Source organism: Bacteroides sp. L008, from assembly GCF_040812255.1.
In the GTDB taxonomy this organism is placed as follows: Bacteria; Bacteroidota; Bacteroidia; order Bacteroidales; family Bacteroidaceae; genus Bacteroides; species Bacteroides vicugnae.
Genome location: NZ_JBFNXO010000002.1, coordinates 581,249 through 595,425, shown reverse-complemented (window position 1 = coordinate 595,425; position 14,177 = coordinate 581,249). Strand labels below are relative to the sequence as shown.

General features: G+C 43.3%; 11 protein-coding genes. 6 read left to right on the top strand and 5 right to left on the bottom strand.

All coding sequences use genetic code 11. The annotated features are described in order from the left end of the window. Positions 1-13: 13 nt before the first annotated feature. The 5 genes from fmt to AB3G73_RS21570 form a co-directional block, all read right to left on the bottom strand. A complete protein-coding gene (gene fmt, locus AB3G73_RS21590; protein ID WP_258981933.1) occupies positions 14-985 on the bottom strand; it encodes a methionyl-tRNA formyltransferase in 972 nt (323 codons plus the stop codon). 125 nt (positions 986-1,110) lie between these two features. Then, a complete protein-coding gene (locus tag AB3G73_RS21585; protein WP_074636713.1) occupies positions 1,111-2,904 on the bottom strand; it encodes a chloride channel protein in 1,794 nt (597 codons plus the stop codon). Further along, a complete protein-coding gene (locus tag AB3G73_RS21580; protein WP_004297304.1) occupies positions 2,905-3,468 on the bottom strand; it encodes an L-threonylcarbamoyladenylate synthase in 564 nt (187 codons plus the stop codon). A gap of 202 nt (positions 3,469-3,670) precedes the next feature. Further along, the gene (locus AB3G73_RS21575) at positions 3,671-5,296 is read right to left on the bottom strand and encodes a RagB/SusD family nutrient uptake outer membrane protein (RefSeq protein WP_259022195.1); all 1,626 of its coding nucleotides are present in this window, start codon (positions 5,294-5,296) and stop codon (positions 3,671-3,673) included. A 24-nt stretch (positions 5,297-5,320) separates the two neighbouring features. Continuing rightward, a complete protein-coding gene (locus AB3G73_RS21570; protein WP_320980682.1) occupies positions 5,321-8,347 on the bottom strand; it encodes a TonB-dependent receptor in 3,027 nt (1,008 codons plus the stop codon). A 488-nt stretch (positions 8,348-8,835) separates the two neighbouring features. Here AB3G73_RS21570 and AB3G73_RS21565 point away from each other — a divergent pair, with 488 nt between their 5' ends. From AB3G73_RS21565 to AB3G73_RS21540, 6 genes are all read left to right on the top strand, one after another. Beyond that, positions 8,836-9,267 (top strand): thioesterase family protein, encoded by a 432-nt coding sequence (locus tag AB3G73_RS21565; protein ID WP_004324741.1) that lies wholly within the window; start codon positions 8,836-8,838, stop codon positions 9,265-9,267. Between the two features lie 209 nt (positions 9,268-9,476). Further along, the gene (gene hutH, locus AB3G73_RS21560; RefSeq protein WP_367745586.1) at positions 9,477-11,000 is read left to right on the top strand and encodes a histidine ammonia-lyase; all 1,524 of its coding nucleotides are present in this window, start codon (positions 9,477-9,479) and stop codon (positions 10,998-11,000) included. 1 nt (position 11,001) lies between these two features. Further along, on the top strand, positions 11,002-11,730 hold the full coding sequence (gene fabG, locus AB3G73_RS21555; protein ID WP_004297297.1) for a 3-oxoacyl-ACP reductase FabG: 729 nt from the start codon (positions 11,002-11,004) through the stop codon (positions 11,728-11,730). Positions 11,731-11,756: 26 nt separating this feature from the next. Next, positions 11,757-12,980 (top strand): beta-ketoacyl synthase, encoded by a 1,224-nt coding sequence (locus AB3G73_RS21550; RefSeq protein WP_195648604.1) that lies wholly within the window; start codon positions 11,757-11,759, stop codon positions 12,978-12,980. A gap of 21 nt (positions 12,981-13,001) precedes the next feature. Further along, positions 13,002-13,253 carry an acyl carrier protein gene (locus AB3G73_RS21545; RefSeq protein WP_004305450.1) on the top strand — a complete coding sequence of 84 codons (252 nt, stop codon included), beginning with the start codon at positions 13,002-13,004 and terminating at the stop codon, positions 13,251-13,253. A gap of 2 nt (positions 13,254-13,255) precedes the next feature. Further along, on the top strand, positions 13,256-14,167 hold the full coding sequence (locus AB3G73_RS21540) for an acyltransferase (protein WP_186966693.1): 912 nt from the start codon (positions 13,256-13,258) through the stop codon (positions 14,165-14,167). The last annotated feature ends 10 nt before the right edge of the window (positions 14,168-14,177 follow it).

Genomic DNA, 14,177 nt, shown 5'->3' with positions numbered 1-14,177 from the left:
TTTATCCGATTAATTACTTCATCAGACAACCATCTTCCAAGTGATATCCACGAAGCAATTCATCTATTTTCAAACGTTTTTTACCGGGAAGCTGTAAAGAAAGAATAGATACAAATCCATCCGGTACAGCTACTTTCATGAATTTCTTCCCATCGGTCACAATTGTTCCTATAGCTAATTGATGTGATTCATAAATCTTCTCACTTTCAAAGATCTTCACGGCCACTGGTGCTCCTTTTTCAGAAGTAATCAGTTCACTCCAGGCAGCAGGATAAGGTGATAATCCACGGATAAAATCGTATATCTTCTTCACCGACTGATTCCAGTCAATCCGGCAGGTTTCTTTAAAGATCTTCGGAGCAGGACGAAGTTCACCGACAACCGCCATTTCTTCTTGAGGAATCGGTTTTACCGTTCCATTCAATATAGCGTCTACCGTTTCAAGAACCAGTTTTCCTCCCAGCACCATCAACTTATCATGTACCACTTCCACATTATCCGTATCTGCGATAGGCACACGCACTTGCTGAATGACTTCTCCGGTGTCTATCTCGTGTTTCAAAAAGAAAGTAGTAATTCCGGTTTCCGTATCACCATTGATTACTGCCCAATTAATGGGGGCAGCTCCACGGTATTGAGGAAGCAAAGAAGCATGAAGATTGAACGTACCCAGTCGTGGCATATTCCATACCACTTCCGGCAACATACGAAAAGCAACTACAATCTGTAAGTCCGCCTTCCATTCACGCAATGCTTCTACAAAAGCTTCATCTTTCAACCTTTCCGGTTGAAGTAACGGCAAATTTTGTTCAAGCGCATATTGCTTTACAGGAGAATACTGAATCTTATGTCCGCGTCCGGCAGGCTTATCGGGCATTGTAATCACACCCACTACATTATAACCGCCTTCTACTAATTGACGCAGGGCCTCTACCGCAAAATCGGGAGTCCCCATATATACTATTCTTAAATCTTCTTTTTTCATCATTCAATATGTTATCGCTACTTAGGCACGGATTACACGGATTTCACGGTTTCCTGAATTAGGTCTACATAAAACAACAGCGTAAGCTGTGTAATCCGTGCCTAATAAATTATCCCTTACGGTTGTTAGTCTTCAGAGAAATGTACCAATACTTGCCGGTATGAATTAAATATCTTCGATTTAGAGACAAATCCCTGGTATCGCCCTTCTTCATCCACTACCGGAAGATTCCAGGCTTTCGTATCATCAAACGTCTGCATCACCTGTTCCATTCCATCCGTATCGAATATCTTGGCAGGGGCAGATGTCATTAATTTATTAACAGTGAAACGATGATAAAGTTCTTGTCGGAACATGATGTTACGAATGTCGTCGAGAAGTACAATTCCCAGCAATTCACCCGTTTTCTTATCTGTCACCGGGAACACATTTCGATGGGAAGCAGCTATTGCTTTCACTAATTCGCCCAAATCCATTTCCGGATGTACGACAACGAAATCTTTCTCCACCACATTTTCCATTTTCATCAACGTCAACACGGCTTTATCCTTATGGTGTGTAAGCAACTGTCCCTTCTTGGCCAGACGCATCGAATAGATACTATGAGGCTCGAAAGCAATAATGGTCAGATATGAACTTACGGATACAATCATCAACGGAAGGAATAAATCATATCCACCAGTCAGTTCGGCTATCAGAAACACCCCTGTCAAAGGAGCGTGCATAACGCCACTCATCACTCCCGCCATTCCCATCAACGCGAAATTCTTCTCCGGCAAATAAGCAGAGAAAGCAAAATCATTGCTAAAATGAGAGAAAACAAACCCTGCAATACACCCCAAATAAAGAGAAGGTGCAAAGATTCCACCACAACCGCCACCACCGTTCGTTGCACTGGAGGCAAATACTTTCAACAAAATTATCAGCACCAGATAAACCAGCAGCAGATTACCATAACCATAAAACATAGAATTGTTCATGACCGTATCCCACTCTGCCGCAGACGTTCCATTCAGCAAAAGATCAATCGTATCATATCCTTCACCATAAAGAGGCGGAAAAAGGAAAATCAGCACACTCAACATCACACCACCGAAAGCCAATTTCTTATAAGGGTTATTAAGTTTACCAAAGACGCCTTCCACCGAATTCATGGCACGCGTAAAGTATAGCGAAATCAGTCCGCAAAAGATTCCCAACAAGATAACGAAAGGAATACGTTCCAGTTCGAATGCCTGATCAAGATGAAACTTAAACATAGCTTCCGTACCGGTAGTGATATAAGATACGGTAGCTGCGGTCACTGCAGAAATCAGCAGCGGAAGCAAAGAAGACATAGTCAGGTCAATCATCAGGACTTCCAATGTAAACACGAGTCCGGCAATCGGAGCTTTGAAAATACCGGCAATGGCACCTGCCGCTCCACATCCTACGAGCAGCATCAGCGTGCGGTGTTCCATCTTGAAGACGCTACCCAAATTGGAACCGATAGCTGAACCAGTCAGTACAATCGGCGCCTCCGCCCCGACCGATCCTCCAAATCCGATAGTAATAGCACTGGCGATAGTAGATGACCAAATATTATGTCGTTTGATACGTCCCTGCCTGCGGGAAATGGCATATAGAATCTTGGTGACTCCATGACTGATGTCGTCCTTGACTATATTGCGCACAAACCAGCCTGCCAAAAAGATTCCGACTACCGGATATACCAAATACAGGTAGTTGGCCTGCGTCGCACTGAAGTTATCGGTCAGAAAATTCTGTATCTGATGGATAAAGAATTTCAATATTAATGCGGCAAACGCTGTAAAGATCCCAACAAGAAAACTTAATATCAGGATAAATTGCTTCTCCTTTATATTCGCTTCCCGCCATTTGATGCAACGCTGTAATAAACTAAGTTTTTCTCCTTTCATTTATTCGCGAATTATCTTTATCACTCCACCTTTTTCCAACTTAATAATACTTGAGGGTCTCGGCCGGCTCATATCGTCCTGGCGAAAGCCAACGATATAATCTACCGCCGATTTGATTTCATCACTGATTTCGCTAAAATTAGCCGCACCCGGCTGCCCGCTGACATTAGCCGAAGTAGAAACGATTGCTTTACGGAACTGCTGACAGAGTCGTCTGGAAAAGTCTTCATTCGTCACTCGAATCCCTACACTGCCATCCTCGGCCAGCAAATTCGATGCTAAGTTACGTGCTCCGGAATAAATAATCGTCAACGGCTTGTCGGCAACTTCAATCAAATCCCATGCAACATCAGGCACATCCTGTACATAAAAATCTACTTTAACCGGAGAGTCTACCAAGACCAGCATAGCCTTGCTGTCAGCGCGTTTCTTAATCTCATACACGCGGCGTACAGCCTCTTCATTAGTCGCATCACAGCCTATACCCCATACGGTATCGGTGGGATAAAGGATCACTCCTCCTTCATTCATCACCTGACAGGCTTTTTTAATATCTTCTATCATTTCTTGATTAATTTCCGTTAAGAACAAGACGCAAAAATAACACTTTTATTCCATTTAGTGAAATCTATCCCGACGTTTTTAAGTCCCTCAAAAATACAGATTGACACAACAAACCATACAAAAAAGAAAGAACGATGTAAATTAAGAGATAACCTACATCGTTCTATAAAAAACAGATCATTCAAAAAATCAACCCCTAACGCTATCTGTTCTTCCAACTATTGTCCAGATTCGGGTTCAAAATCACATCTTCATAGGGATAAGGAACATACATCTTACTGTCATCCCAAGTTCCGGTGACTGCTACTGCCTCTTTCCTGAAAACTCCGGGCGCCACTTCAATAGGCTCATTTTTCTTACGGAATTCAAAATGATCCTTATACCGGTACATTCTGAACATATCCCTGGCTCTGCTCGCAATACCGCCCCAATAATAACCGGCCATTTCCCAACCATGTTCATTGTAGGCTGCTTCCGCCAGTTCATCAGGAGACATATCCGTCGTATATCTATTTGTTTTTTCACCGTCTGCCCTGTTGCGCACTTCGTTCAACACTTTAACCGCCTGTTCATTGATTTCTCCTGCACGGCCTGTTGCTTCGGCATACCAGCAATATACTTGCGAAAGACGTAATAACTGGAATGTTTTCTCCCCCGATGCATTGACTACGGCAGGATTTGTATAATCAAATTCAGTTCCGCGTACAGCACCTTCCACGGTCTTCATAAAGACAGGTGCCACTACCTCGCGGGAAGCAGGATCGGTATCATACCACCAATCATATAGTTTCCCGTCGCTAAGCATGATTTTCGGGAAATACGTAGCATCTTTACGAGGACCTTCGGGGAAGTTCATCCAGAAATTAATTTCTCCATTCGTATCTCCCCAACCGGCCTGTTTCATATCTTGCAGGAAATCGGTCAAGGGAGCGGATTGTCCTGCTGCATCCCTATTATAATAGATACCCAACAGAAGTTCCGTATTCTTATTGTTGTATTCCCATGAATATACCTGGCTATATTCCGGCAGCAGTTTATAATAGTAGCTACCACCATCTGCACCGTCTATCACTTCTTTGGCTTTGGCGGCAGCCAGCTTGTAATATTCTACTCCTTTATTAAGCGGCCATCCTGCCATACACATATAGACATAAGCCATCGTTGCTTTTACGGCTCCCTCACTTACAGCAATGTTCATTCCATTTCTGCCATACGGTTCCTTCGTGTACAGTACGGGGCAATCGGTTTCTGCTATTTTCAGGTCAGACAGAATCAATTCGTACACTTCTTCTTCCGTCTTCAACGGAGCATTATAATCTATTTCTTCTTTCAGCATGATGGGAACCCGTCCCCAAGTGGTCACCAGATAAAAATAAGAGTAGGCTCTCCAATAATGTGCTTGTGCAATAGCCACTTTTATATCGTCTTTTGATACCTCCGGCGTACGCTCCGCATTATTTATGATAAAATTGGCAGCCTTGATGACTTTGAAACGCTGCTCCCACATACTGGACAACCACGAGTTATTGTCTTTCACATCAAACTGGTCGTGTTCACGAAGAGGTTGTTTATTACTGGAAGGATGAGTGGAGATATCATCTCCCACCAGGAAGTTCGTTCCACAAAGATTATTACTAGCCTGTGAACTTGCGATCACGGAATAGAGAGCCGTCAGCGAAGCGTCCAAGTCTTCTTTATTACTGAAATAGGTATCCGAAGGTAACTGCCCTTTCGGATCTTCTTCCAGAAAATCACTACACGAAGTCCAACACAAAGCTGCCAGAAGCACAGGCAAGGCTTTCATTATAAAGGTATATGCTGTTTTCATACGGTTATTGTCTTAATACACGGTTTAAAATCTGAATTTGGCTCCAAAGGTGATTGTCCGAGGAATCGGATAAGCACCGTAATCCAGTCCGTCATAACTGGTGTACACTTCAGGATCCATTCCTTTGTAGCGGGTGATTGTAAAGAGATCCTGTGCGCTGACAGACAGTTGTACACTTGCAAACTTCAGTACACGGCGAGGAATGCGGTACGAGAGGCTGATATTCTTCAACTTGATAAAAGAAGCATCTTCAAGCCAGAAATCCGAATTAGCATAACTCTTGTTGTCGGTATTGGTAAGGCTCGGATAAAGAGCGTCCGCTTTGTTGGCAACATGATCCCATCCTTTGAAGTAGGCATCACGCAAGGTTACGAAACGAGAAACACCAGTCATGGATGCCGCCATAAAACGGCTGATATTCAACCGGTCATATCCGGTGGCAGCATTGAAAAATACATTCAGCGTCCAGTTTTTCCAAGTAACAGTGTTGTTCCAACCTACTGTCCATTTGGGACTTGCCTGTCCTTTCACAACCAAATCATCGGAAGTCGGATTCGTTGTCAGACTACCATCTGCTTTCTGATAAAGATTAGCGCCTTTATCATCGAATCCTTTCCATTGATAGACATAGAAAGATCCCATAGGATAACCGGGCTTCATAATCTGCAGAGGACCTCCCAAATCGCTATAGTTAGCAGTGAGTACAAAGTCATCTCCTGCGAGGTCTGCTACTTCATTCTTCACATAAGAAGCATTCAGGCTGGTTTCCCATGTCACAGCTCCCTTTACAGGGAAAGTGGTAAGGGATAATTCGACTCCGGTATTGTTCAGTTTTCCTTGATTCACCCAATAAGTACCACCTCCGTTATATTTAGGCACCTGTTTCTGAAAGAGCAGATCTTTCGTTTGTTTCTTGAACCAGTCCACTGTAATATTAAAGCCTCCGATACTCATATCCAATCCCAAATCATATTGGTAAGTCTTTTCCCAGGTAATGCCGGGTGTAGCAAACTGATATCCCCAATATCCTGTAGAGGAAGTGGAAGTTCCCCAGCCGTAAGATGCTCCCGACAACATACCCAATGTGCTGTAAGCAGCAATATCCTGATTTCCGGTGACACCAAAGCTGGCACGCAGTTTCAACTGATCGAGCACGTGCTGGTTGCTCATGAAAGATTCTTGTGCAATATCCCAAGCCACAGCTGCGGAAGGGAAATATCCCCATTTGTTGTCTCCCTGAAATTTAGAAGAACCGTCAGCTCTTAATGCAGCGGTAATAAAATATCGTTTCTTATAATCGTAATTAGCACGCACGATACCGGAAGCCAAAGAAAATTCCGTGTATGAATTGCTCGCATCTCTGATAGCAGCATTGCCAAGATTCCAGTACCCAACACTTTCATTGTTCAGATTGGAACCGGTTCCCTTTAGTTGTGAGTCCCACGAACGACTTATTTCCCATACACCCATGGCAGTGAAGCTATGATCTCCGAATTGCTTTTGCCAGGTCAGATTGTTAGTATTCTGCCAATAGTTATGCAATGCGTTGGTATTGCTTGCGCTATTGATAGCACCCGGTGAATCCAGTTTCGACCGGAAAGAATAAGAAGGACTATTATCGTAGTCATAACCTCCCTGAACGGAAAGCGTCAGTCCTTTCATGATCTTAAACAGCAATGTCAGGTTGGCGTTTAAATTATAGCTATAGCTATCGCTATTGTTCACTATCATTTCACCGTAAGGGCTGGAACCGATCATATTATACGGGTCTGTATTGTACACGCCGGTTTCGGGATCTTTCAGCTCCATGGTAGGCGAAAAGTTAGTGACATGCAACCAGTTCGCCCCACCTTCATTGTGTTTGTGAAGACTGGATGCGTTTAATTTTGCAGAGATTGTCAACCAGGGTTTCACTTCCGAGTCGATGTTTGCCCGAATTCCATAGCGTTTATAATCGGACATGATGGTGATGGCTTCCTGATCGAGCACATTTCCCGAAATAAGGTATTTCACTTTTTCATTTCCTCCGGATATGGCGAGCCGATAATCCTGGGTGATACCTGTACGAGTCAGAAGATCAGTCCAGTTAATTCCTTTCGTTCCATTTTTATAAGCCTCAAGATCTTCGGCGGAGATAGTAGACGATCCGCGAATGTCATTCAGTGCAGTTGCATATTCGTAAGCGTTCAGCAGGTCATACTGTTTTCTGACAGTCGAAAGCCCTACCGATGCATCGAACGTTACCTGTGCTTTTCCCTCACTACCCTGTTTGGTGGTTATCAGGATAACGCCATTCGAACCACGGGAACCGTAAATGGCAGTGGAGGAAGCGTCTTTCAGTATTTCCATCGACTGGATATCAGAAGGGTTAATACCGTCCAAGCCACTGGAAGAGATGATACCGTCAATCACATATAAAGGATCACTGCTTTTATTAATAGAGGTAGTTCCACGAACGCGCACCTTCATACTTGCTCCGGGCATACCACTCGTAGCAGTAACTTCTACACCGGGAGTACGACCCTGGAGTATATTTTCAACCCGTTGTACAGGTTGATTTTTGTATTGTCTGTTGGATACACCGGACACAGCACCCGTAAGGTCACTCTTCTTGACGGTTCCGTATCCTACCACTACCACTTCATCCAACAACTGATTGTCTTCTTTCAACACAACACGAAGAAGAGATCTCTTTCTGACTTTTACTTCCTGCGTATGATAGCCGATATAAGAGATCACCAAAGTCGCTCCTTCCGGGGCTTCGAGAGTAAACCTACCATCCATATCACTGGTAGTTCCGGTATCTTCACCTTTGATAATGACGGAAGCACCAATGATTGTCTCTCCCTGTTCATCGTTAATCACTCCTTTGATTGTCTTTCCAGCATCCCCGTCGGTGGTAGTATCGCTGTTTATCGTAACTTCATTGTTATTTTCCGGGGCTTCCTGTATTTCTGTCTTCTGTTCTTCAAGAGGAGGAGCAACCTGCGCGAATAATCCGAAAGGCAGAAACTGCATTAAAAAAATGCATAATAGCCATTTGTTTTTCATTATTACTTCCATTATTGTTCTAAAATTAGAATAGTTATTAGGATAGATTACCATCAATATTAGGCAATTTATGTGCCAAAAGCATAACAAAAGACTGATACATCGAGACTTATCGAGTTTAATCAAAGAGAACATATCACTCATTTTCAAACACATAAATAATTTGCAATAAAGAAAAAAGCATTAATAGCCAGATTAAGTTTCAAGCACGATCCTGTGCAAAAATTCCACAAAAATGTGGATATATTCCACAAGATAATAAGTTAAGAATAATCCGTATTTAAAAGTCCCTTTCCATCCTTCTGATTGTTTCCACACATCAGAAGTCAGAATAAACGTCCCAAGACTACAGTTTAAACGATTATTAACTAATTTCTCCCCCGTCTCCAAGAATAGAATCGTCAGAAATATCTATCTTTGCCCCAATTTCAAGCAAGAAAGTAAAAGTGCTATTTTTGTGTCGAATTTAAAACGTTTAAGAGAAAACAATGGAAGAAATCGTATTTCATCACACATTACCTATCCAATTGCGATTCAATGATGTAGACAAATTTGGTCACGTCAACAACACGGTTTACTTCTCTTTTTACGACTTGGGAAAGACTGAATACTTCGGTTCGGTATGCCCGGGAGTAGATTGGGAAAAGATTGGTATTGTCGTTGTTCATATCGAAGCGAATTTCGTTAAGCAAATTTTCGCATCGGACCACATAGCTGTACAAACAGCCGTCTCTAAGATAGGTACCAAAAGCTTTCATCTGGTTCAACAAGTCATTGACACGAAAACCAATGAAGTGAAATGCGTTTGCAAGTCCATCATGGTTACTTTCGATCTTGAAAGACATGAGTCCATGCCACTGACCAAAGAATGGATAGAAGCGATCTGCAAGTATGAAGGACGGGATTTACAAAAAGCATAGATTGATTTTTCTCTCCACCGATGAAGACACCCTCCGGCACCAATGAAGGCATCGAGCGGTACCGGGGAACAAATCTCCCACGAATGAGAAACAAAACAAGCAAAACCAACTTCCCTGAAAAAGTTTTATCCTGATTCATGTCCGCTATATAACAGAAATTGCCTATTTTTGCATCTTATTATTAAGGCATAAAATATCTAGTACAGAAAATGATAGCTGAGAAAAGTATAAATTTAGATACCCTTCATAAAGTATTGTTTGATAATGAAAAGCTGGAACTCTCTGAAGAATGTATTCGAAAAGTAGAGGAAAGCTTCGATTTTCTGCAATCCTTTTCCAGCGATAAGATTATTTATGGTATCAATACGGGATTCGGCCCAATGGCACAATACAGAATAGAAGATCAGTCATTGATCGACCTTCAGTATAATATCATCCGAAGCCATTCCACCGGTGCCGGCAAACCGCTTCCCGAACTTTATGTAAAAGCAGCTATGATTGCCCGTTTGTACACTTTTCTACAAGGGAAGTCAGGAGTGCATCTGGAACTGGTTTCTCTCCTCTGTGAATTTATCAACCGCGGAATTTATCCGTTCATACCCGAACACGGAAGTGTAGGTGCCAGCGGCGATCTCGTACAACTGGCCCATATCGCCCTGACGTTAATAGGGGAAGGGGAAGTTTTTTATCAGGGTAAATTGTGTAACGCAGCTACGGTGCTTCAGGAAAACGGCCTGAAACCTTTTTCCATGCGTATTCGTGAAGGTTTATCCGTTACAAACGGTACTTCTGTAATGACAGGCATCGGTATTGTCAATCTGATTTATGCAAAAAAGCTACTCCGTTGGTCGGTGGCTGCCTCTGTAATGATGAATGAGATTGCCGCCTCTTATGATGATTTTATGGCACAGGCATTAAACGAGGCCAAGCATCATAAAGGTCAACAAGAGATAGCTGCTATGATGAGAGAATGGGTGGCAGGCAGTAAATGCGTGCTTCAAAGGGAGAACGAGCTATACAACCAGGTGCATAAAGAGAAAATCTTCGAACACAAAGTACAGCCCTATTATTCCTTGCGATGTGTTCCGCAAATACTCGGTCCTATTTACGATGAACTGGAGAATGCGGAAGAAGTATTAATAAACGAAATAAATTCCGCCTGTGACAATCCGATTGTCGATCCGGATACACAAAATATTTATCATGGCGGCAACTTCCACGGAGATTACATTTCTTTCGAAATGGACAAGTTGAAAATTGCTATGACCAAACTGACTATGCTTTGCGAAAGACAGATTAACTATCTGTTCCACGACCGTATCAATGGCATCCTGCCTCCGTTTGTAAATTTGGGAGTGCTTGGATTGAACTATGGTTTACAGGCTTCGCAATTCACTGCAACCTCCACCACAGCGGAATGTCAGACATTATCAAATCCGATGTATGTACACAGTATCCCCAACAACAATGATAATCAGGATATTGTCAGCATGGGAACCAACTCGGCTCTATTAGCAAAAACAGTCATTGAGAATTCTTATCAGGTGATGGCTATCCAGTTCATGGGAATGGCACAAGCTATCGACTGCCTGAAAATACAGGATCGCCTAAGCCCCAAAAGCCGGCAGGTTTATGAAGAAATACGCAGTTTCTTCCCTGTATTTACCAATGACACACCTAAATATAAAGAGATAGAAATGATGATAGACTATCTCAAAAAAGAAGAGATATAAAATGAAATATGCATTAGTAACCGGGGGAAGCCGAGGTATCGGCCGTGCTGTCAGTTGTAAACTGGCGGAAATGGGCTACTTTATACTGATAAATTATCAGAATAACGACGCAGAAGCGGAGAAAACGTTGCAGTTAGTACAGGAAAAAGGAAGTAATGGCGAGTTGATGAAGTTCGATGTGACCGACCCTGCCGCTATCACCCTTGCTTTGGGCAACTGGGCTTCCCAACACCCTGACGAATATATCGAGGTACTGATAAACAATGCAGGTATCCGCAAAGACAACCTGATGCTCTGGATGACAGGAGAAGAATGGAGCAAAGTGCTCGATATCAGCCTGAACGGATTCTTCAACGTGACACAGCCTTTATTGAAGAATATGCTGGTCAAACGTTATGGACGTATCGTAAATATCGTGTCATTGTCGGGCATTCAGGGAATGCCCGGCCAAGCCAATTACTCCGCAGCCAAAGGTGGCGTAATAGCCGCTACCAAAGCACTGGCACAGGAAGTTGCCAAGAAGAAAGTAACAGTCAATGCAGTAGCTCCGGGATTCATCCGTACGGATATGACGGAAGGAATTGATGAGAACGAATGGAAGAAACATATTCCCGCGGGACGTTTCGGCACTCCGGAAGAGGTTGCCGACCTGGTCGGTTTCCTGGCATCTCCAGCCTCATCCTACATCACAGGAGAAGTGATTTCCATCAACGGAGGACTATATACTTAAAATAAAAGCATAGAATAGACAAAATAATGAAAAGAGTTGTTATCACGGGAATGGGGATTTACTCTTGCATCGGCAAGAATCTGGATGAAGTAAAAGACTCACTATATCATGGGAAATCGGGAATTGGCATAGACCCGGTACGGAAAGAATTGGGCTATTTTTCTGCATTAACGGGGATATTGGAACGTCCCGATTTGAAGAAGTTGTTGGACCGCCGTAAACGTCTCTGTCTACCGGAGCAGGGAGAATATGCTTATCTCGCTACATTAGAAGCTTTCCGTAATGCCGGTATTGATGAGGATTTTCTCGAAGCCAATGAAGTGGGTATCTTGTATGGCAATGATAGTAGTGCCGCTCCTGTTATTAATGCAGTGGACATCATTCGTGAAAAGAAAAACACTGCACTGGTAGGTTCCGGTTCTATTTTCCAGTCGATGAATTCCACCGTGACAATGAACCTGTCGGTTATTTTCAAACTAAGAGGGGTCAACTTCACCATTGCCGGAGCCTGTGCAAGCGGTTCTCACGCTATTGGCATGGGTTACCTGCTTATAAAATCGGGATTGCAGGATTGTATTCTTTGCGGTGGCGCACAAGAAGTCAATCCTTATGCAGTAGGAAGTTTCGACGGACTAAGCGCATTTTCCACCCAGGAAGCAGTCCCCGAGAAAGCCTCGAAACCTTTTGATAAACGACGTGACGGACTGATTCCGAGTGGAGGAGCCGCTAGTCTGGTATTAGAGAGTTATGAATCGGCTGTAAAAAGGGGAGCTCCCATTCTGGCCGAAGTCATCGGTTACGGTTTTTCATCCAATGGAGATCACATCTCCGTGCCTAATGTGGACGGCCCGAAACGTTCTCTTCAAATGGCTATCAAAGATGCAGGGATTGCACTCGAACAGATCAGTTATATCAATGCACACGCCACCTCAACTCCGGTAGGTGACTTGAACGAGGCGAAAGCCATTGCAGAAGTATTTGAAGGGCATCACCCGTATGTGACCTCCACAAAGTCTATGACAGGACATGAAATGTGGATGGCCGGTGCCAGTGAAGTGATTTATTCCACCCTCATGATGAACAACGGTTTCATCGCTCCCAACCTCAATTTCGAGGAACCGGACGAGGCCTCTGCACAATTAAATATACCTACCCAACGGGTAAACCTGGAATTTGATACGTTCCTTTCCAACTCATTCGGATTCGGAGGAACCAATTCCACACTAATCATACGCAAAATCAATCCATAATTTACTAAAGAAAACAGATATATGACAAACGAAGAAATCATCGAGAAAATAAGAACCACTCTGGCAGAAGAGTTTGAAGTAGACATCGACGTTATCCAGCCGGATGCACCGTTAATGGAAACTCTTGAACTGGACAGCCTGGACTTGGTCGATATGGTGGTACTGGTAGAAAAGAACTTCGGTTTCAACGTAACCGGACAAGATTTTGCGGGTATCAAAACCTTCCAGGACTTCTACGATCTCGTTATCACCCGTATGCAGGAAGCCAAGTAAATATGTCGACGTGGAAAGGCAAAACCCGGGGAGGAACATTCGGATACTTATTCTTTATTTACCTGATTAAGTATCTGGGCATTACTGCCGCTTATATATTTCTAAGTCTGGTAGTATTGTACTTCATACCGTTTGCTCCAAAAGCCACCAAAAGCACCTGGTTTTATGCCCGCCACATTCTGAAATACAACCGAATACGCTCTTTGGGTATGTTGCTACGCAACTATTACCGGTTAGGGCAAATCCTGATTGACAAAGTAGCTATTGGCAACGGAAAAGTCGATCAATACCGGTTCGAGTTCGAACGGTATCCGGAATTTCTGCAATTGCTGAACAGCGAACAGGGAGTGATTATGATTGGCGCCCATGTGGGAAACTGGGAAATAGGCGTTCCTTTCTTCGATGATTACGGAAAGAAAATCAATATCGTGATGTATGATGCCGAACATCGTAGAATCAAAGAGATATTGGAGAAAAATGGTCAGGACAAGGATTTTAAGATTATCCCCGTCAACGAAGATAACCTGACACACGTTTTCCGTATTACCGAGGCATTAAACAAGAAAGAATATGTATGCTTCCAGGGCGACCGTTATCTGAATAAAGAGAAACTGCTGACAGGAACACTCCTGGGACAGAAAGCTCCTTTCCCTGCCGGTCCTTTCCTGCTTGGTTCGCGAATGAAAGTTCCGGTGGTATTCTACTTTGCCATGAGAGAGCCGGGCAGAACCTACCGTTTTCATTTTATAAGGACGGAACCAGTCATACGAACCAAAGAAAAGAAAGCAGAGACAGCTCTGCTCGAACAATATACGGCCGCTTTGGACCAGATACTGAAACGCTATCCGGAACAATGGTTTAACTATTACTCATTCTGGGAAACCACAAGTGACGGTTCGCTCTCAAAGGATTGAAATAGAAAGA

Coding starts and splice junctions, on each gene's coding strand:
- fmt (WP_258981933.1), bottom strand. CDS start 985: ATGAAAAAAGAAGATTTAAGAATAGTATATATGGGGACTCCCGATTTT.
- AB3G73_RS21585 (WP_074636713.1), bottom strand. CDS start 2,904: ATGAAAGGAGAAAAACTTAGTTTATTACAGCGTTGCATCAAATGGCGG.
- AB3G73_RS21580 (WP_004297304.1), bottom strand. CDS start 3,468: ATGATAGAAGATATTAAAAAAGCCTGTCAGGTGATGAATGAAGGAGGA.
- AB3G73_RS21575 (WP_259022195.1), bottom strand. CDS start 5,296: ATGAAAACAGCATATACCTTTATAATGAAAGCCTTGCCTGTGCTTCTG.
- AB3G73_RS21570 (WP_320980682.1), bottom strand. CDS start 8,347: ATGAAAAACAAATGGCTATTATGCATTTTTTTAATGCAGTTTCTGCCT.
- AB3G73_RS21565 (WP_004324741.1), top strand. CDS start 8,836: ATGGAAGAAATCGTATTTCATCACACATTACCTATCCAATTGCGATTC.
- hutH (WP_367745586.1), top strand. CDS start 9,477: ATGATAGCTGAGAAAAGTATAAATTTAGATACCCTTCATAAAGTATTG.
- fabG (WP_004297297.1), top strand. CDS start 11,002: ATGAAATATGCATTAGTAACCGGGGGAAGCCGAGGTATCGGCCGTGCT.
- AB3G73_RS21550 (WP_195648604.1), top strand. CDS start 11,757: ATGAAAAGAGTTGTTATCACGGGAATGGGGATTTACTCTTGCATCGGC.
- AB3G73_RS21545 (WP_004305450.1), top strand. CDS start 13,002: ATGACAAACGAAGAAATCATCGAGAAAATAAGAACCACTCTGGCAGAA.
- AB3G73_RS21540 (WP_186966693.1), top strand. CDS start 13,256: ATGTCGACGTGGAAAGGCAAAACCCGGGGAGGAACATTCGGATACTTA.